The 18,736-nt window shown below is 64.4% G+C and carries 17 protein-coding genes; 7 read left to right on the forward strand and 10 right to left on the reverse strand.

Annotation, left to right across the window (positions count from 1 at the left end; translation table 11 throughout):
• From HY696_06300 to HY696_06320, 5 genes are all read right to left on the reverse strand, one after another.
• Positions 1 to 1,944 (reverse strand): hypothetical protein (locus HY696_06300; protein MBI4238013.1); only part of this gene is annotated, 1,944 nt, incomplete at its 3' end.
• A 226-nt stretch (positions 1,945 to 2,170) separates the two neighbouring features.
• Complete coding sequence (locus HY696_06305) at positions 2,171 to 3,208, reverse strand: hypothetical protein (protein MBI4238014.1); 1,038 nt, start codon at positions 3,206 to 3,208, stop codon at positions 2,171 to 2,173.
• Between the two features lie 104 nt (positions 3,209 to 3,312).
• Positions 3,313 to 4,230 carry a hypothetical protein gene (locus HY696_06310; protein ID MBI4238015.1) on the reverse strand — a complete coding sequence of 306 codons (918 nt, stop codon included), beginning with the start codon at positions 4,228 to 4,230 and terminating at the stop codon, positions 3,313 to 3,315.
• Positions 4,227 to 7,712 (reverse strand): hypothetical protein, encoded by a 3,486-nt coding sequence (locus HY696_06315; GenBank protein MBI4238016.1) that lies wholly within the window; start codon positions 7,710 to 7,712, stop codon positions 4,227 to 4,229. Before HY696_06315 ends, HY696_06310 begins: the two co-directional genes overlap by 4 nt.
• Positions 7,709 to 8,710, reverse strand: coding sequence for a hypothetical protein (locus tag HY696_06320; GenBank protein ID MBI4238017.1), 1,002 nt, complete (start codon positions 8,708 to 8,710; stop codon positions 7,709 to 7,711). Before HY696_06320 ends, HY696_06315 begins: the two co-directional genes overlap by 4 nt.
• A 50-nt stretch (positions 8,711 to 8,760) precedes the next feature.
• Between HY696_06320 and HY696_06325 the strand changes: the two genes are divergently transcribed.
• Entirely contained in the window at positions 8,761 to 9,234 is a 474-nt protein-coding gene (locus HY696_06325) for a hypothetical protein (GenBank protein ID MBI4238018.1), read from the forward strand.
• 16 nt (positions 9,235 to 9,250) lie between these two features.
• A complete protein-coding gene (locus HY696_06330; GenBank protein ID MBI4238019.1) occupies positions 9,251 to 10,168 on the forward strand; it encodes a hypothetical protein in 918 nt (305 codons plus the stop codon).
• Between the two features lie 68 nt (positions 10,169 to 10,236).
• Here HY696_06330 and HY696_06335 read toward each other — a convergent pair whose 3' ends face one another.
• Entirely contained in the window at positions 10,237 to 11,385 is a 1,149-nt protein-coding gene (locus HY696_06335) for a hypothetical protein (protein MBI4238020.1), read from the reverse strand.
• 273 nt (positions 11,386 to 11,658) lie between these two features.
• On the opposite strand from HY696_06335, the gene HY696_06340 reads away from it, so the two are divergent.
• Positions 11,659 to 12,417, forward strand: a complete 759-nt coding sequence (locus HY696_06340; protein MBI4238021.1) for a hypothetical protein — start codon at positions 11,659 to 11,661, stop codon at positions 12,415 to 12,417.
• Between the two features lie 24 nt (positions 12,418 to 12,441).
• Here HY696_06340 and HY696_06345 read toward each other — a convergent pair whose 3' ends face one another.
• The 3 genes from HY696_06345 to HY696_06355 all read right to left on the reverse strand — a co-directional run bounded on the left by HY696_06345 (position 12,442) and on the right by HY696_06355 (position 13,769).
• The gene (locus tag HY696_06345; protein MBI4238022.1) at positions 12,442 to 12,726 is read right to left on the reverse strand and encodes a hypothetical protein; all 285 of its coding nucleotides are present in this window, start codon (positions 12,724 to 12,726) and stop codon (positions 12,442 to 12,444) included.
• Positions 12,726 to 12,995, reverse strand: a complete 270-nt coding sequence (locus HY696_06350; protein MBI4238023.1) for an AbrB/MazE/SpoVT family DNA-binding domain-containing protein — start codon at positions 12,993 to 12,995, stop codon at positions 12,726 to 12,728. The genes HY696_06345 and HY696_06350 overlap by 1 nt, the downstream gene beginning before the upstream one ends.
• Before the next feature lie 96 nt (positions 12,996 to 13,091).
• Entirely contained in the window at positions 13,092 to 13,769 is a 678-nt protein-coding gene (locus HY696_06355; protein MBI4238024.1) for a hypothetical protein, read from the reverse strand.
• A 444-nt stretch (positions 13,770 to 14,213) separates the two neighbouring features.
• Between HY696_06355 and ychF the strand changes: the two genes are divergently transcribed.
• From ychF to recO, 4 genes are read left to right on the forward strand one after another with little or no spacing between them, the layout of a single operon-like run.
• Positions 14,214 to 15,305, forward strand: coding sequence for a redox-regulated ATPase YchF (gene ychF / locus HY696_06360; GenBank protein MBI4238025.1), 1,092 nt, complete (start codon positions 14,214 to 14,216; stop codon positions 15,303 to 15,305).
• On the forward strand, positions 15,302 to 16,360 hold the full coding sequence (gene rlmN, locus HY696_06365) for a 23S rRNA (adenine(2503)-C(2))-methyltransferase RlmN (GenBank protein ID MBI4238026.1): 1,059 nt from the start codon (positions 15,302 to 15,304) through the stop codon (positions 16,358 to 16,360). The genes ychF and rlmN overlap by 4 nt, the downstream gene beginning before the upstream one ends.
• On the forward strand, positions 16,357 to 17,220 hold the full coding sequence (gene mtnP / locus HY696_06370) for an S-methyl-5'-thioadenosine phosphorylase (GenBank protein MBI4238027.1): 864 nt from the start codon (positions 16,357 to 16,359) through the stop codon (positions 17,218 to 17,220). The genes rlmN and mtnP overlap by 4 nt, the downstream gene beginning before the upstream one ends.
• Positions 17,207 to 17,986, forward strand: coding sequence for a DNA repair protein RecO (gene recO, locus HY696_06375; GenBank protein MBI4238028.1), 780 nt, complete (start codon positions 17,207 to 17,209; stop codon positions 17,984 to 17,986). The genes mtnP and recO overlap by 14 nt, the downstream gene beginning before the upstream one ends.
• An 84-nt stretch (positions 17,987 to 18,070) precedes the next feature.
• Here recO and HY696_06380 read toward each other — a convergent pair.
• On the reverse strand, positions 18,071 to 18,736 hold a 666-nt coding region (locus HY696_06380; protein MBI4238029.1), incomplete at its 5' end, for a hypothetical protein.

Raw genomic sequence — 18,736 nt, forward strand, 5'->3', positions numbered from 1 at the left:
CTCAAGGCCCTCACAGTAGGCCGCCCAAACGGCATCCGCAAAGGCCCGCCGACTTCGCGCCGTGGTGAGCGACGCGGCCACCGTCCGCGCCGTCGCGAGGAAGCGGGCCTCATCGATCGCGACGAGAGCTCGTCGCTCGACAAGCGGCGTTGCCGCCAGGATCAGCCCCAGCGGGGAAGTCTCCGTCGTCTTTGCCAATCGCTGCCGAAATGCTGATTGGCTAGGGCATGCCGCCGGCTCAAGGCCCTCACAGTAGGCCGCCCAAACGGCATCCGCAAAGGCCTGCCGACTTCGCGCCGTGGTGAGCGTCGTGGCCACCGTCCGCGCCGTCGCGAGGAAGCGGGCCTCATCGATCGCGACCGCTTTTTTAGCTGGCCAATATGGAATAGCGCGGTCCTGTAATGCCGCGCGGATTGTTGCAATTTTCACATCGTTTTCCCCATCGATCTCCATAGACCATCCGCGGAGGAGCGCATCCGGATGGAGCTCCTGCGCCAGATGGTCCAGGAGTTGGACGTATATCCGCAGAAACGCGGCGACTGGGGCGGGGGCGACCGCAGCATGCACGCGCCACTGCTCGCGCACCCAGACGACCTCGCGCAGGCCGCTCTGCGCGGCGCGCCGGTCCCATGCCGCCCACGTGGTGTCGAGGACGTGTTTTGCGACGACCCCGGCGACTGTGGCTCCCGTCGCGCCCGCCCGCAGGTATCGCAGCATCTCCGTTGACACCGTTCCCGCGACCCCCTGCTGCAGGCCGCTCCAGGCGCTCGCCTCCCGCCAGATGGCATCGGCGGTCGCGCGCAGATCGCCCGCCACGGCCTCGGGGAGCGACCAACTCTCGGGCGTCGCCTGCGTCACATCCACGGCGACCTGCGCCCACTCGCCGACGGCGTGGGTGAGCCGCGCGCCCGTCGCGGCGAAGCGGCGCTCGAGGTTCGCGCGATGTTGTGCCGCGCTGCGGGATTCGCCGCCGGGGCCGGTCGATTGTTCGTAGAGGGCGACCACGTGCAACGTGCGCGTCGTGGCATCGAGCCAGCCGATGAGCGCATCCGCACTGTGGCGGGTGTCGCCGGTCGTGAGTTGCGGTTCCACAAGGACCAGCATGCGCGGATCTTCATCGCGCACGGCGGCAAAATCGTCGAGCACCGCCGCTCGCTGGACAATTTCCGCCAGATGCCCGAGCAACTGATCGCGCCAGGCCAGCTGTTGACCGCTGGTGACACAGCCCTGTCGATTCGGCGCGGTCATGAGTTGGCCGAGCAATTGGCGCAGGCGCACCAGATCCATCGGATGCAACCCTGCGCGGCGCGCCTCGAGCCATGCGTGCAGCGTGGGCAGCGGCGCGAAGGGCGCGAGGTGCTCCGCCGCCAGTCCCTCGTGCCAATACGCGCGCGTGGCCGCCAGAAAGTCGGTGAGATCGAGCGGCCCCGGGTCGTCGGACCATCGGGGCGGCAACGGCAGCGTGGTGTCCACGGAGGGGGGCACCACCGGCAGCGTGGGATCCACGCGCACGGGACGCACACGACGCAGCAGGGGATCGCTCGCGTCGTCTGGGATGTCGCGCGCCAGGGCCGGTGGAATCTGTGCGCGGCGCACGACGTAGGCCACGTGTTCGAGCAGCAGCACGGCGTATGTGTCATCACCCACCGCCCGGGCCAACTCGGCGGGCGAGGCTAACCGCACATCCGGCGCGAGATGAAAATCCACGCCCAGCGCCGCGAGCGTGGGCCCGCCGCGGGCCATCGTCTCGAGCGCGGCAAACACGCGGTGGTAGCGCGCATCACCGAGAATCGGATCGAACATGCGACTATTGACCCGCACCGGATGCCAATCAGTGCGCTGGAGCACCGCCCGCAACCGGGCGCTGTCGCTCGTGGCCGGATCGATCGCGCGTAACTGCGGGGCGAGATCGCCCAGACGTTTTGCGCGCGCCGACGATGACACGCCCCCGGCACCGGGGCCAGTGGGGGTGGGCATCCCTGGCACGGCGTTCCGTTCCTGCCGCGCGTACACCGGTCCACGCCCCGAAAAACGACGGGCATGTCCTGCAGAATGCTGCTGTCTTCGGTGAAGCCGCATATCCGATTATCGTCCGCCGAGTTGAAAAGTTGCGTAAAAAATGTATGGCAACATCTCGTGCCGCGAATCCACATTTATGCAGTTCCCCGCGTTATGCCGGGACGTTGGCGGCGAGGACGGCGCGCACGGCGGAGTAATCTTCGAGCAGGGCATCGAAGGTGCGCAAGTGGAGTTTGTCGGCGATCGAGAGGATGGCGCCGTCCGCAACGAGTTCGCGGAGCCACTGACGGGTCGTGTGGGTCTCGGTTGGGAAATGGACGTCGGGGCCATATTCGCTGCGGGACCAAACGATGGTGCGCGTCGCGCCGGCCCAATTCCGCGCTTGTTCGCGGACTAGCGCGCGGAGCAAGTCGAGATGATCGAGTGTCTCCGGTGACGCGGTATGGTTCACTTTCCACCGCGTGAGATTGAGCACTGCAGCGGCCGACAGTAGACGTCCGGCGCGCAGGAAGCTGGCGGCGGCGGCCAATCCGGAGGCGATGGTGTGTTGCGTGTTGCGCGGCCTGACTCGTTGTGGCGCCAGCGCCGCATTGCGGATCGGGCCGGAGGGGCGGAGGGCGGCGGCGACGCCGTGTGCACTGCCGGCGAAGACATTCGCAAAAAAGAGTCCGCGTTGTTCGCTGGCCCGCGCGGCGGCAGCGAGGCCGATCCCATCGGCGATCCCGCCCACGGTCTTGCCGACGACATCGAGTGGCCAAGTGATCGCGCGGCGCCAATTGGCGAAGACAGCGTCGATGCCTTGCATGGCCAATGCACCTAAGTAATAGAGTCCAAGCAAATACGGTGACAGGCCGAACGCGTCGACTTGTGGTGTATCAACTTGGTCCGCGCCAGCGGCGCGTGCCTCCGACAGGCCGACCATGAATCCGGCGCCGATCGTCAACGCCAAGCCCGCAGCGCGGCCCCACGAGACGGCCGCTGACGCGCCGCGATCGCGGCAGCGCACGCCCGTTGGCTGCGACGCGTCCCGCATGAGTTGCAATGCCGCTCCGCGGGGCGGTGCGACGGCCGCTATCCCCGGATGGCGGCTGCGCAAACGCGTTGCGGCGGCGGCATTTCCGGCGCGCGTGGCGTGTCGCAAGTGATGGGCGTCGGCAATGGATCGTCGTAGCTGGCGCAGTCCTGACATGGCATTCTCCTGTGATGAGCGATTGACGGCATTTTGCCGTCACATCGCGCGGCCGCGACCTAACACGCGGGCGTGCGGTCAGGGAAGGGGAAAGTGGGCGGCGGTCATCGCGGTGTGGGCAGCCAGGCTGGGGGCCAGGTGAGCCAGAGGACGGGCCCGAGTGCCGGTTCGAGCACGCCGATATGCGGCTGATGATGTTGCTGGAGCCACGCGAAACTGAGCGGTGGATAGCAGTCTTTGTCGCCGCAGCCGATGTCATAGAACTGGCGGAGTTGCGAGATCGTGCGCATCCAGCGGACGCGCACGCGATCGACGGCACGTTCCAGTGCCGCCGGTTGTTGCAACGAAAAATAGCTGATGCCTCCGTAGACCAGCGGTATTTGGCGGCCATCGAAATAGAGCGATCTGACCATCCGATCGATGCGTCGTGCCAGGGATTCGAGCTTCGCTTGACCGAGCAAGTTCGCTTGGAACGTCGTCGTCGCGGGGAGGTGCATTTTGCGCGGCTGGTAGAAGACGCGCTGCACGGCGGCGCGGGTCGGGACCAGGCGGTTGTGCCAATTGGATTTGGGGGCAGGCGTTAGCGTGAACACTGCCTCGTCCGTGGCATGGAGTTTCAGCGTGAGCAGCGTCTCGTCCGTGGCGTGGAGTTGCGGATAGAGGGCGAATAGCTCTTTGACGCCTTCGGCAAATTGGGGCGTGGCCACGGCGTTGCCGTAAACTTGGGCCAAGGTCGCGGCGACGCTCGTGATCATGCGGTCGCGCGCGGTGTCGTCGATCGTCGCGCGGAAGTCTTGCGCATTGATGACGCCGTTCCGATCGGTGTCGAGCGGGCAGAGCCCGGCGAGCGCGGCCGGCTCTTCGATCCGCAACTGGAGGCCGCGCGTGTTGGCGTCGCGATCGCCGTGGAATTGAGGCGGCGGTTGATCATCCTCGATCCGCACGCCGTGGTCCAGGCATGGATCGCGCGGCGCCGGCAGCTGCGCGTAGGCGACAAGGGTGCGGAGGGGCAGCGAGATCATCGGCGCTCTCCTCCGGAGTCCAGCCGTTCGAGCACTTGCGCCACCGCAGCGACGTCGCAGTCGTCGCGCAAGATCCGCAGCAGCGTATAGCCATTGGCATCACGGGAGGCCGCTCCCAGCGCCATCCCAACCGCGTCGGGAACGTGCGCGAAGTCGATCGCGAGGATCGCCGTGCGGAGCGCCTCAAGGGACGGGTCAGTCGTAGGATCTCCCGCCCACACGGTGCGCAGGGTCGCGGCGATCGGCTGCCACAACCAATGTTCGGCGATCGGGGTCGGAACGCGCGGCGGCTGCGGCAACGTGAGGGCTTGCGCCTCGGGGGCCGTCGCGGGTTCTTCCAAGTCGGCGAACGACGGCATATGCGCCAGCAGCGTGCGGTCGACGAGGCGCAAGAAGACCACGAACGGCGGACGATCAGTCGCGTTTTCCATCAGGTGGAGTTCCGTGAGCCAACGGATCAACTCTTTCGGCCCCTGCCCCGGAAACGCATCGAGATAGGTCCGGATACGGGCTTCAACGGGGGCATCGTGTTCGCCGGCCTCGGCGGCGACGGCCTCGGCGACGAGCGCGAGTTGCAGCAGGTCGCGTGACTTCGGGAGGGCGTGGAGCCGGGCGACGGCCGCGCGCAGTGCCGGGGCGGCGAGCCGTTGCGTCGCGGCGTCGGCGTGCGCGAGCAGTCGGGCCGCGGTTTCGACGCCGACTTGGGCAATGCGACGCGACTCGGTCAAATCGGCAAAGAGCGGCGCCAAGTCGTGCGATCGGACCGGGAGTGCCGGGTTCGATCGCGCCGCTGCCACGTCGCGCGCTTGGGTCTCGCGCCCGTACCGTGGCAGCGTGGCGTCGCGCATGACATCCGCCAGATCGGCGAGCGGCGAGTTATTGAACGTCCCGATCCGCGCGCCGGATGTGCCGTCGGCGTGGTCAAGCGTCACGCCCTCTACGGCGTGCAAGCTATCGAGCCAACGCATGATCGCTTCCGGATCTCCTTGCGGCATCTCCGCAAGTGTTGCGACGCGTGCGGCGAGCTGTTGGTCGGGATAGCCGATCCGCCATTCGAAATACGCGGCCAGGAGTCGGAGTCGCACGGCCTCGTGCGGTTGGCGGATGTCGTCGAGTCGTTGCGCGGCCTGCAGCAACGTGCGCACAGCCGCCGCGGAATGCGGTCCGCCACGGCCGAACCGCTCGGCGGCGATGCGATGCGCCGGGCGTCGCGTTTCGATCGCGTCGGGCGTCGCGGTATTGCCGTCGGTTGGGGTCGTCGCAGTCGGCGGCGGCGCGAGCGTCGCGCCGCGCACGAAGAAGGTCACGGCGCGGGCCACGGCGCGGCGTTCGATAGCCATGCCCTGAGTCATCGCCTGGTACACGCCGCAATCGCGCGCGTGGGTTGTCGCGGCGGGCAACGTGCCGTACGCAGCCGTGACGAAATCGGCGAGTAGGTTCACGAAAGAGGTTTGCTGAGGCGTGCTCGTCGCTCGCAGCCAGGCCTGGAAGTCCACAGCCGTACCGTTTTTGGGGAACAGCGCCAACTCCGCGACACGGCGGTCGAGTGCGTTGGGCGATCCGGCATGCAGCAAGACCGCTTCACGGACGACACGCAGTCGGGCGTGGGTCAGCGCCGCGGCGCCGTGGTCCGGGAACTCGGCTAACGTGGCGTCGAGCGCGGCGATGCGCGCGTGGCGTTCCCGTTCGAAAGTGCCGGAGCGAGCGATAAGCTGCAATCCCCCGCTCGGCAATAATGCCGCCAACGCCGAGCGCTCCAGCGCAGTCAACGAAGTCGTTGTGCTGGGCGGAGCGGACGCATGGGTCGCAGCAGCGGGCGGAGGCAGTGGCGGTGCGCTATTGGATTCCGGCTCGACCGGCAACGGATGGGCGCGGCGATACCGCAGTTGGGCCTCACGGAGGTCGGCGGAGAGACGTACAAGCCCACTGCGAGAGTCGAACACTGGGCCACGCCCAGTCGCTCGATATTGCCTTCTCAGCCACGGCGCCATGTCATCGATCGGCTGGATCCCGCCACGCTGCTCGAATTGCGCGATGGCCGTCATGATCGGTCCCAGATCCACTTCCGCGGTGCGGTCACCCGCGCCGCCCGCGCGAGTGACCTGCACGGCCGCCTCGAGCACGTCGAGGCGTGCGCCGAGCAACAACGGCGCCTCCGGCGATTGAATATCCGCGATACGATTGCGGACCAGCCCGACGATCCGCTCCCAATCGGCGTAGGTCTGTGTCTCCAAGATGTCGTCCAGCGCCGTGACGAGAATGGCCGCGAGTGTGGCTTCGTTATTGCCGGCGGCCTGCAATGCGCTGCCGATGCGGTCGACGAGCGGCCTCGCGGTTGTCACGTGGGCGTTCAACGTCGCAGCGAGCGTTTGAATAGCCGCCGCAGTAGCAACGGTGTCGTTCGTGGCCGTGCGCGCGCGGAGCAAGCTGATCGCCTCCTGGATACGCGCGGTGAGGTGCGTCCGGAGGGCGTTGAAATCTCGGGGACCATGGAAATTCGGTTCCTGCTGCAATGAGCGGTCGATGCCATATTGTTCCAGCCAACGGGAAAAATCCAGGACGTCGAAGTGTGGATGCGTCCCGAGGAAAGCGGCGAGTTCGCCGTTGAGCAGGGCGTGAGTCGCCGTGAAGCGGTCCGCCAGATGTTGCATGACTGCACTCGCGGAGGCGTTCGCAGCCCGTTGCGCGTGATCCGCCACATCAAGAAAGTAACTGCCACGCACGCCCGAATCGTAGTGAAAGTCGTACCAATAGAGCAGCAGCCCGCCGCGCAGTGCGACATCCCACGCCAGCAGATCGCCCCCATGGGCCGCGCGTATCGTGGCGTTGTTGCACCAGAGGCGTGTCATGGTCAGTTCCGTCGCCGCCCGTCGCGCGCGTCTGACATCGCGCTGCAGTCGACGTCCGTCGCCAGGATTCGCATCATACTGGAGGATCCTGAGCCCGTCATACAATGGGCGCTCGATCCGCGCTTTCTTCCAATACGGATAGAACCATCGGCTATGGTACCATGCAACCGCAGCAGCAAGCAGGCAGACCCCTCCGACCGTCGTCTTCCCCAAGATATCGCGCAATTCGTAGTGATCGCACGGTGGTTCCGCCGACGTGTCCGGATCTTCACAATAGGCCGGCGTGCGCGCGTCCAGCGCAAAATCGCCGTCCACGTCGTAACCGCTGGCATCGGCGCTCGGGAACGGCGGATGCATGAGGCTGAACGTGTCCGCCTGGGCCAGCGGCGCGGCCAACGTGGCCAGCACGGCGATCCCGCTGGCAATGCCCGGCGATCCGACATGTGCGAGGGCCGATGGAGACCGTGCGGTCCGTGGCGAGACCGCGTGGCGTGTCCGCTCAAAGCGCGTCGTGGTCTGTTGGTGGCCGCGTTGTCCAGCCATGCGTTCCTGTTGTACGAGCGCTTGGACCGCGGCGCGGCGTGTCCTGCGCACGCGGGCTGACGCCGCCGGGGGGAGTCGCAGTCGATTCATTGCCGCGCCTCCTGTTTCAGAATGGCCGCGGGATCCACAAGCCCCTCGACCAACATCAGGTCCAATCTGCGAAAAAACGGTTGTAGCACACTGGCGCGGATGCCGAGATCGCTGTCATCACTGAGGTGCGGCAACAGCGCCCGCGTGAGGGTGTCCTCCACGTACGCGACGGGGCTCAAGGCGTGCAAACGTTCGTCACGGATGTAATGCTTAAATTCGGTGACGAAGGGATCCGCGGAGTCAGAGCCGTGGGAGTGGGGCAACGCGGTGTAGGCCGCTAAGAGACGTGCGATGGCCGGTGACGTTTCCTCCGACGTGATCGTCGGGAGCGCCAAATCCTGCGCCGTGGCGCGAAACGCCAGCGCCGCCATTTGGTAGTACCACGCGGTTTGCACTATTGAGTTCGTCAATGCACCACGCTGTGCCGCCGCGAGCCACGTGTATCCTTGTAGTAATCCGGCGTCGCGGACCAGCCGTCCCGCTTGGCGCTCCACTAACCACGCGTTCGCCTTGGCTCGCGTCTCCGCGTCCCGTTCGTCCTGATCGCTCGAGAGCGAATGGCCTTTGTCCAGGATCGCGTTGGCAGTCTCGCGGGCTTCGCGCGCCAAGTGCCGTGCGCGCGCATAGGCACTGGCGGCGGCGCTCCACTCACCGGTGCGCAAGTGTGCCGTTCCGTCCTGAATGGCCGCCCATGCGGCGTGAATTGGCTGCTGGGCGTCGTAAAAGGCGGTGACGCGCTCGTCGAACGCCTGTTGCTCCGTCGGCTTGTTGCAGCCGGCGACGAGCAGCAACGTCAGCAGCGGCACACCCAGCCGCCGCCCGCACCATGGGACAAACAAGTTGAGGCGAGGCGATGCCGGCGCATCCTTGGCCCGGAACGCGTCGCCGTTGCGCTGTCCCCGCCGCGCGTGCGTTCTCTGCACGACGCTTAGCGAGCGGTCGAGCGGCGGACGTGGTCGCTGCCATGATGCTGGGAGTCGCTGCTTACGATGTATCACGCCAGTGCCCCTCACAAGTTTCGCCGTGCCCGCGTTCCAGCCGCCCCGCAATGGGCATCAAAGCTAATGGCTTCCTTATCGGCCCCGCGCAGAAAAAGTTGCCTGATATCGACCGGCCTTGTTGTCGCTTTCATGGACGCAACTTTTCTTGTGCTTTGGCGAAGCATAGGATGCGAGGTGACGACCCCGATCAAGGAAAATATATGGGCGATGAATCGCGTGTGCTTTTTATCAGTGGTGGGGGCGGTCCCAGTGGTAACCACTATTCACAATATCTCCAGGCCGTCCGGCTGAGTGCATATCTGCACGACCTTCCGCGCGTGGCCTCGATAGAACTTTTCGGCAGCGGGTTGATGCCCGAGAATGCATCCACACGCCCTCCCGATGTGGTGAAAGAAGACGTCGATGGCGTTATGACAAGGATTTCCCCACAAGGATGCGCACGCGATCTGTGGTTTTACCGCGATCACGGCGGACACGACGGCCGCGGGCTGCACGTCGTTCGTCACGGAAGAGCGGTATGATGGGTACGAACGACGGATGACGGAAGCGTTGACGGGCCGCTCCGTCATGTCCGGCGAACGACTCCATGCGCCGGAGCCGGATCTGGGGCGCGCGCATGATCGGGCACTCTTGCAGGATCCGACCAAGGATGTGCCGTTGCGCACCTCCGAGGCATTTTTGTTGGATGTGTTGGCAGCCGATGCTCGACAACCCGGTCGCGCCGCGATATTGGATCGGTCGCTAGAAGTCCTCTGGGCCACACCGCACGAGCTTCCCGTCGACGCATTGCCCAACGCGACCCTGCAGCGCGATACGCAACGGCGACTTGCCCTCATCGACCAACTCCGTGAACGTCTGCAGCAGTGGCACCCCGCCGACCGCGCCGTGCTGCAACACAGTGGTCTCGCGGAAATCGCGGCTCTCCGGCAGCGCGCGCACGACCAGATCGTCACGATCGAGAAAGAGATCGGCGAACTCAGCGAGCAAATCACGAAACAGTTAGCCGTGCCACTGGCCCACTATCGCCTTGCGTTGCGCGCGAGCGGGACGGCGGCAGATCGGGAGCGATTGACCTTTGAAATGCTCATGGATTTCCGATCGGCATCCGTCTTTGCGCGGCTGTCCGCAGAAGATCCGACGTTGGCTTCGTATGAACGGTATCTCAATTACGAGGCATCGGCTACGCAGCGTGTGATGAAGTGGGCCGAACTACATCCGGAGCTCTATTCGCCGACGCAGCGGGAGCCATTGCAGCGGTTGCGCGAACAGCGCCATGCGGCATCTGACGCGCGCTCAACGTTGGAGGTCTGGGAAGGGCAGCTGCGGCGTCTGGAAATCCAAATGCGCGTGGCCGTCGGAGTCCGCTGGTTGTCCGCATACGGGCCGCCGAGTGCTGTGCAGGATTTCACCGTGTTTGTGACGTGCGAGTCGAGCGCCGTGCTGACGACGCCCTGATGTCGGCTCAGCGCAGAAAAAGTTGCCTGGTGCTGGGCTATCAACAACAATAACCTCGGGGCGCGGCGTTATCTTGCGCCCGCCGGCTGTGCTGTTGCCGTGGCTTGCTCCAATATCGTGAGATGGCGACGGGATTCGCTGCTGTGCGTCGGCACGGCCCGGAGACGGACCCCCATCGCGATCAGGCCATCGAATCGCGGCTGAGCTGCCGGCTCGATGTACACTAACTCTTGTCCCAATGTGGCCTCGAGACGCTGCTGCTGATACATCCATTGCATGGTGTCGGCCCATTCTCGATATCCGATACTGGGATGTGCTTCGTGAAGGGCCTTCAACATTTTCCTACAATACGTCGTGCCATGGGTCTGCAGATAGGCCGCAATCAACTGCGCGCGTGGTTCATGGTTGGACTGTTTGTTATGCCGCTGCAATTGCCAATGTCGGCCGAAGTAGCCGGCGGCGAAACTCCCGACGCCGGTCAAGACCCCGAGGATCTGGTTGTCGGTCACTTGTTTGGCAATCAATGCGGCAGAGAGGATCATGGCCGTGTAATAGATTGTCCTCTCATGTGACGAAAACCAGTTGCGCGAAGAGAGTGGCGCATGGACGATGGCTCGGGCCAACTGAAGTGACGCCGTACAGGACTCTAGTGGGGCAAATGGGCCGCCGCTAAAGAGCTGGCGCTGGCTCTGCGGCGCCTGTCCCGCTGCTGCGTCATGGAGCTGCCAACGCATGTGAGTGCAGAGCGATTGGGGTAGGCGATCCAGGGTGCTTGTTTCATGCCCATCCTGGCGATAGGGAATCGGCCAGTATGAGAATAGACTGGCCTCCGTGCATAAACGCTCAGCATCGATCCGTGGCGTGGTGTGCAACTGATACAGTTCCAAACTGCCTTCGACCTCCGTGCCCACATACCACGTCGGTTGCTGCGCGTTACGATTGTCCTTTGCAGCAACCATGACCACGCCTGCACGATCGGAAAAGCCACGCAAATCTGTGGTCGCGTCGGGCCGAAAGCCGAGGTGGCGCGCAAAACGAACTCCGCGTTGGTATCCATGAAACGGCGCACTGTGCCAACGCTGCGGGCGCTGACGCGAGGCAGGGTGCCCCATCATGAGTTCGATCGTGGTTTGCGGTGGGCGTTGGTCGTGGGTTTGCAGCCATTGATGAAATCGGCCATGCACTTCCAATGGAATGCGGACGGAAATGTTGCTCATACTCAAGGCGTCTCCACAAGACTCATCGACCACGCCGCGGAAAAGTTGCTTCTCACCGCTATGAGCCGGTGCGTGCGATCCGTAGTATGACCAAATCCATAAAATCTCCGGTTGCGTTGTCGAACGGAATGCGTATACGTCTTGACTCAGAAACTTATGCGATTCGAGGCCCCGCGGTCCACGAAGCAGCGTCCTTCCTCCCCGCCGATCCGGCGGACCCCTCAGCGTGTTGGCGCGTATCCTTCTACCAAATGGCCGGCTCAGGCCTCCTGTGTGATGCGTGGCTTAGTCGATGTCATGAGTCATCCGTGGCAGCATGGTGAGACGCGGCATCGCATCGGTCCCGATTGTTTCGTCGCCACGTTGCCGCCGGCGGCGCGGGCCGCGCAGTTGACGTGGCGGAACGACGGCGTCCCGGTGCGCGTGGTCGCGAGCGGCGCGGCGCTGCGCGCCGTGTTGCAAGACGGCAAGTGGCACAAATATGTGGCAGTGGAGCGACCGAGTTGCGGCGTCGAGTTTCATGTGGCAGGCGACGGCGATCATCAAGCGCTCTGCGACCCGCACCACGAGCGAATGGTCGGGGCGGGCCTGATGGTCTACGACGTCGCGGCGGGAACGATCATGATCAACGGATTTAGCTCGACCTTTCCGACGTTTCTCTATCACGTCCATACCGACGACGCGGAACCCGTCTCCGCGACCGGGCTCTTCGCGGTGCGCGCCGCGTTGGATGCGCTCCTCGACGGCGCGGCGCGCGTGGAAGTGCAATTAGAACCCGCGTTGCCGCTGCGCGTGGACGGCGACGACGTCGTGATCGACGCACCGGTCCGTGCAGAGCAGTGGGAGGCGGTGCATGCGCATCTGATGTTGCAATCACCGGGCCTCGCCGTCGTCGTGGCACCGGACCAACCCGATCCGCAACGCGGCTGGATTCCGGCGTTCAATCTCTGCAGCGCGCTCTGGTCTCAATCCGACCACTTCGCCTCACTCACCATCCGCGGTCCCCTGGCAGCACTGTTGGCGCCGCAGTAGGGTGGTGGAGCGATCGGTTTTCATTTACGAGGGCTTGCGAAGCCATCGGCGGACATCGTCGTGATTGCCGACCAGTACGAAGCTGAGCAGGTCCTGTTCCATCGTAAAGACGAGGCGAAGCTGGAGATCGATCCGCATTTCCCACACCGAGCCGCGCAGTTTCTTGAGGCCTAAGCCCTTGGGTGGGGTCGATGGCCGGCGTTCGATGTACTCGAGCAGCATCCGAACCGCCGCTTCGATTTTCCCCCGCTCCAACGGGCGCGAGCGTTTATAGCTGCGATCGAAGGAGCTGAAAAAGTGAACGCGCATTATTTTTTCAACTTTCGAAAATGCTGCTTCGCAGTACTCGGTGACGGATATTCGGTGTATTCACCTCGCGCGGTTTGCTCTTGCAGCTGAGCGTGGAAGGCGTGCCAGTCGGCGTCGGGATATTCTTTGGCGGCGACTTGCCGCGGTTGCAGGACGATTGTTCCGGAGCGGGTCGAGATCTCAAAGAAATCGCCCGGATCCGCGCCGACCGACTCTAGGACATCGGGAGGAATCGTGATTTGATTACGCTCGTTGAGTTTGCGGAACATATTATCTGAATATCAGAATATAAGAATTTCGTCAATTAGGGGCCCGTAGCGCTCCCTCCGGCTCCCGCCTGCGGGGATTCCCTCGTCCACCCACCTTCAATCCCACGGTCGGAGAATGGCCACTTGCCGGGCATCCATCGCCCCGAGCGGGGAGCACTTGAGCAGCTTGCCGGTGTCTTCGTCGATTTCAACATGAACGTAACACACGTCGCCAGTGGCCCGCCAATTCGCCGGCAAGTCCGGATGGTCCATCACTGCAAGATCGGAGCGGAGCCGATCATTCCGCCAGGCCAAGTGGAGTGCCCGCATTTGGAACGCAATCCCTTTATCTGAAAACCCCATCCCCGCCAGCCGCGCAGAAAATTCCAGTGGGGTGTCAGTATAGATGCGAATCTTCGGACCAACGCCCGAGACGGACAGGATCGTAAACGAATCGCCGTTGTCGATCAGGATATGTGAGACGCCGTCGAAGACGCGTTCCGTTGATGGTGTCCTATAAGTCCCACCAACGCCGGCAAACCCCAACTCCGGCCCGCGAAGCCATTGGCCCCCATCGATGAGCGCTTGCACGACCGCATCAATCGGCGCGCGGAACTGCGTCAGTGCATCTTGACCAACGCGCCGTACCCACAACGCCGCGGTTCGGAAACCGTTTTCCAACGCGCGCCACTTCAGCCGCGCAGCCGGTGTCGAGGCTGTAGATGGCCGACGCCAATCCCCAGCATCCCGAAGCGGAACTCGATGCGCATGCGACACCGTCCGATGTTGAATCACGGTCCCTCCCATCACCATGCAGCAAGCACTACGCCAGCCCACTAAATCACCCTGCAACTCAAGCAGTCCGAGCTTATCCTCCGTTTAAAGTCGCATTGTCAAGGTGCGGACGCTTCGGGTGTGTCGGCAACATCAGATGAACGATTGTGGGCGACTGTGTCTTCGCCGGGCGGAGGGGCCAGGGGGCCCCAGGGGCTCTCGCAGCCGTTTTCTCCTTGCGCAATCTAAAGCCGAAAACGGCGAGGGCGAGCGCGTGGCGGCTCGATGCCGCCGCGATAGCGTACCCTGGGGGCCCCTGGCCCCTCCGCCCGGCCCCCGGTACGAGCACTGACCACGGCAGGGTGGAATGCGTGGCAGGCTGCCCCCCCCGCCCTGTCGGGGCACGGACGTTGTCTTCCACTACCCGTTGCGTTCCTTGCCATTCTCTGGCACACACCCCCGCCCATGGGCTTCAATTGCGGCATTGTCGGGCTGCCGAACGTCGGCAAGTCCACCATCTTCAACGCACTCACCAACGCCGGCGCGGCGGCGGCGAACTATCCGTTTTGCACCATCGACCCGAATACCGGCGTCGTTCCGGTCCCGGACGAGCGGCTCGACCGGATTGCGGCCATTTTCCAGCCACGCAGCGTTGTGCCCACGACGGTCGAATTTCTCGACATCGCGGGACTGGTGAAGGGCGCGAGTCAAGGCGAAGGTCTGGGGAACCAATTCCTCGGCCATATCCGTAGCGTCGAGGCCATCGCGCATGTGGTGCGCTGCTTCGAGGATCCGGACGTCGTCCACGTCCACGGCAAAGTCGATCCGCGTTACGACGTCGAGATCATCAATACGGAATTGCTGTTGGCCGATTTGGACGCCGTCGCGCGCCAATTCGATCGCGTCAGCAAAGCCGCACGCGTTGGCAACAAAGAAGCGATTGCCGATCTCGAGGTGTTGGAGGCGTTGCGCACCGCGATGCAGGCCGGCACGCCGGCGCGTCGCGTCGCGGTCGATCACGAGACGCGCGTCTGGCGCGAATTGCACTTGTTGACGGCGAAGCCGGTCGTCTATGTGGCCAACGTCAGCGAGGCGGGACTGCGCGAGCCGCCCGATTCGGTGCAGGCGTTGGAGACGTTGGCGGCGGAAGAGGGGAGTGAAGTGGTGCGGCTCTGCGGCGCGATCGAGGCCGAAATTGCCGCGCTCGACGCGGCAGATCGTGCCGCGTTTCTCCAAGATTTAGGATTGGCAGAACCGGGACTGCACCGTTTGGCACGCGCCGGGTATCGCTTACTGCATTTGCAGACGTTCTTTACCGCAGGTGAAAAAGAGGTTCGCGCGTGGACCGTTGCGGCCGGAGCCACGGCGCCGCAGGCCGCAGGCGTGATCCACAGCGACTTCGAACGCGGCTTCATTCGGGCTGAAGTCTATCGCTACGACGACTTGATCCGCTGCGGTTCGGAGGCCGCCGTGCGCGCTGCGGGCTTGTTGCGTGTGGAAGGCAAAGAATATCGGTTGCAAGATGGCGACATCCTGTTCTTTCGGTTCAATGTATGAAGACGTCCGTCCATGATTACACGTTGCCGGAACTCCGCCAAGTAGTGGTGGCGGAGTTGGCGCTGCCGCCCTACGTCGCGTCGCAACTCTATGAATGGTTGTATCGCCACGGCTCCACCGCGTTTGACACCATGACGAATTTGGCGAAACCGGTCCGCGCGGCGTTGGCGGAACGTTTCAGCTGTGCACTTCCGGAAGTGGCCGCGGAGCATGCGTCCGCGGACGGCACGACGAAATATCTGTTTCGTTTGCACGACGGCAAAACGATCGAGAGCGTCTGGATCCCGGCGGTGCGCCGGGATCATACGCCGCGCAATACACTCTGCATCTCCACCCAAGCCGGCTGTGCGATGGGCTGCACGTTTTGTCATACCGCCACGATGGGATTGCAACGCCATCTGACGCAGGGCGAAATTCTCGGACAAATTTTGGCCGTGCAGCAGCGGCTGCCGCTCGCGACGCGGCTCACGAACATTGTCATGATGGGGATGGGCGAGCCGCTGCATAATTACGAGAGCGTCGTGAACGCCATCCGGATCATGATCGACGACCGTGGCTTGGCGTTCGGCAAACGCCGCGTGACGCTCTCCACCGTGGGATTAGCGCCCGCGATCCGGCGTTTAGGCGAAGAGCGACTCGGCGTGAAGCTCGCGCTTTCGTTGCACGCCACGACCGACGAACTCCGCAACCAACTAATCCCGATGGGCCGCAAATACGCGTTGGCGGAGATCTTGGCGGCCTGTCACGATTTTTGTCGCGCCGGCGCGAAAGGGACACGAGTCACCTTCGAATATTTGTTGTTGCGCGACGTGAACGACAGCCACGCCGATGCGGAACGGCTGGTGCGGATCGTGTCGCAGCTGCCGTCGAAGGTGAACTTGATTCCATGGAATCCATTTCCCGGCGCGCGTTGGGACCGGCCCGACGACGCGCGGATCGAGGCCTTCGCGCAGTGGTTGCGCGCCAAACACGTACAAGTGAACACCCGCATCAGCCGCGGTCAAGACATCTTGGCCGCGTGTGGGCAGCTAGCCACCGCAAAAGGGGGAGTATGACACCATATATCGGCATCATCGGAGGCAGCGGGTTGTACCAAATGGAAGGACTGACGATCCGTGAAGAACGGACGATCGAGACGCCGTATGGTCCGCCGAGCGATGCGTTTCGGCTCGGCGAGCTCGGCGGCGTCCCCGTCGCGTTTCTGGCGCGGCACGGCCGACACCATGCTATCAGTCCGAGTGAAATTAATTTCCGCGCGAATATGTGGGCGCTCAAATCTCTCGGCGTGGAGCAAATCGTCTCGGTGTCGGCGGTCGGCAGCATGAAAGAAGCGATTCAGCCGGGCCATTTAGTATTGATTGATCAATTCATCGATCGCACGCAGTCGCGCCCGTCGACTTTTTTCCACGACGGGATTGTCGGCCATGTCAGTTTTGCCGATCCGATTTGCGGCACCTTGGCTGCGCGTTTGGCCGACGCCGCAACGTCCGTTCCGACGACCGTCCATCGTGGCGGCACGTATGTCTGCATCGAAGGGCCGATGTTTTCCTCGCGCGCCGAATCGCGACTCTATCGCAGCTGGAACGTCGACGTGATCGGGATGACGAATTACCAAGAGGCAAAACTGGCGCGCGAAGCGGAAATTTGTTTCGCGACGATCGCGTTGGCCACTGATTACGATTGTTGGCACCAAAGCGAGGCCGATGTCGACGCCGCATCGGTCGTGGCCGTGATCCAACAAAACGTCCGCCATGCGCAACACCTGATCCGCGCGGCGTTGCCATCGCTGCCACGCAAGCGCGACTGCGCCTGCGCTGCCGCGTTGCGCCACGCGTTCATGCGGCCGCTCAGCGAGGCCACGCCGGCCGCGCATGCCCGACTGCGCCCCATTCTGCAACCGTATGTCGCGGGCTGAACCCCAGCGCACGCAAGCGATCATCCTGCGAACCCGGGCGTTGGGTGAGGCGGATCGCATCGTGACGTTCTTGAGCGAGACGCATGGCAAGTGTGCCGGCGTCGCGCCGTCCGCACGCCGGTCGCAACGCCGCTTCGGCGGCGGATTGGGACTCGGCAGCTGCGGCACGTTGCTCTACACGCCGCGTCCCGGACAATCGCTCGTGTTGTTAAATGAATTTCATCCTTTGCCGCCTCCGCCGCAGGCGGATCCGCCTTTGGCGGGCGCGCCCCACGACTTGCCACGCTTTGCCGCGACCGGCGTTTGGCTCAATCTCGTCGAATTGATGAGCATGGAGCATCAAACCGCCGCGGGCCGTTTCGCGCTCGCCCAAGCCGGTCTCACCGCCATCGCGGCGCGCCCCCCGCGAGGTGCGTTAGTGCATGCCTTGCTCCACTGGCTGCGCCACATCGGCTTTGCGCCGACCATGGATCGCTGCGCCCGCTGTGGCACGGTGCTGAACGCCGAAACCGCTGCGTGGTTTACCCCCGCCGACGGCGGCGCCGTCTGCGCCGCGTGTCACGACCATCGCCACTGGACGCAACCACTCCCGCCGGAGGCGCGCGCCGCATGGATCGCGTTGCAGGGCGCCGATCTCGCGTTGCCGACGCCTGCGTGGCCGCCGACCAGCGACCCGCTGTTCCACACCGGCCTGTGGCAATACGTGCTCCACCTCCTCGACCGCCACCCCGCCTCAGAGGCCTACTGGGAGATCGTGTGGGGATGAGAAAGAGAGCTTGTCGTGTCTGGCTCGCGACTTGCCGAAATTGGATCGCGCGACCGCCGCGCTCTCACGCAGCCCGATGAATGCTCATGATGAAGGTGCTGGTCTACTGGCGCGATTCCGGCGCGCATGGGCCGCTTTCTGCCTCGTGCTCCGCGCCGCCTCGGGGTCGGCGTGGACGGCAATCCCCGCCGCCGTGAGTGCGTCCGTGAGCCGGGCTTGGATGGTTAGGATGGTTTGGCAGCTCACACTGCTCGAGCGCGCGAGGGCGGTTGCGGCCTGCCGGGGACCGGCGGGGTGCAGCGGCACGGCGAGGTCGTGGAGCGCCGCATGCCATGCGGCGAAGAGTTGGGCGCTGGCAGAATCGGTCGCCGCGCGGCGAGCGGCGTCGAGAGCGGTGGCCATGGCCTCCGCAGTTCGGTCACTCGGGGGCTGTTCCTGCCAGGCCGCGAGCAGGGTGGCCACGATGGGGCCGACTGTGCGCCCCGCACGGATCGCGACTCCCCGCGCCGCCTCGGGGTCGGCGTGGACGGGAAATCCCGCCGTCGTGAGCGCGTCCGTGAGCCGGGCCTGGATGGTCTGGATGGTTGGGGGGCTCACCCCGCTCGAGCGCGCGAGGGCGGTTGCGGCCTGCCGGGGACCGGCGGGGTGCAGCGGCACGGCGAGGTCGTGGAGCGCCGCATGCCATGCGGCCAACAGTTGGGCGCAGGCAGAATCGGTCGCCGCGCGCCGAGCGGCGTCGAGAGCGGAGGC

The sequence above is a fragment of the Deltaproteobacteria bacterium genome (assembly GCA_016210045.1).
GTDB lineage: Bacteria > UBA10199 > UBA10199.

Bases quoted from the DNA above. Each gene is read 5' to 3' on its own strand.
- rlmN (MBI4238026.1), top strand. From the start codon at position 15,302: ATGAAGACGTCCGTCCATGATTACACGTTGCCGGAACTCCGCCAAGTA.
- mtnP (MBI4238027.1), top strand. From the start codon at position 16,357: ATGACACCATATATCGGCATCATCGGAGGCAGCGGGTTGTACCAAATG.
- HY696_06345 (MBI4238022.1), bottom strand. From the start codon at position 12,726: ATGCGCGTTCACTTTTTCAGCTCCTTCGATCGCAGCTATAAACGCTCG.
- HY696_06335 (MBI4238020.1), bottom strand. From the start codon at position 11,385: ATGAGCAACATTTCCGTCCGCATTCCATTGGAAGTGCATGGCCGATTT.
- HY696_06315 (MBI4238016.1), bottom strand. From the start codon at position 7,712: ATGAATCGACTGCGACTCCCCCCGGCGGCGTCAGCCCGCGTGCGCAGG.
- recO (MBI4238028.1), top strand. From the start codon at position 17,207: ATGTCGCGGGCTGAACCCCAGCGCACGCAAGCGATCATCCTGCGAACC.
- HY696_06310 (MBI4238015.1), bottom strand. From the start codon at position 4,230: ATGATCTCGCTGCCCCTCCGCACCCTTGTCGCCTACGCGCAGCTGCCG.
- HY696_06305 (MBI4238014.1), bottom strand. From the start codon at position 3,208: ATGTCAGGACTGCGCCAGCTACGACGATCCATTGCCGACGCCCATCAC.
- HY696_06330 (MBI4238019.1), top strand. From the start codon at position 9,251: ATGACGGAAGCGTTGACGGGCCGCTCCGTCATGTCCGGCGAACGACTC.
- HY696_06325 (MBI4238018.1), top strand. From the start codon at position 8,761: ATGGGCATCAAAGCTAATGGCTTCCTTATCGGCCCCGCGCAGAAAAAG.
- ychF (MBI4238025.1), top strand. From the start codon at position 14,214: ATGGGCTTCAATTGCGGCATTGTCGGGCTGCCGAACGTCGGCAAGTCC.
- HY696_06350 (MBI4238023.1), bottom strand. From the start codon at position 12,995: ATGTTCCGCAAACTCAACGAGCGTAATCAAATCACGATTCCTCCCGAT.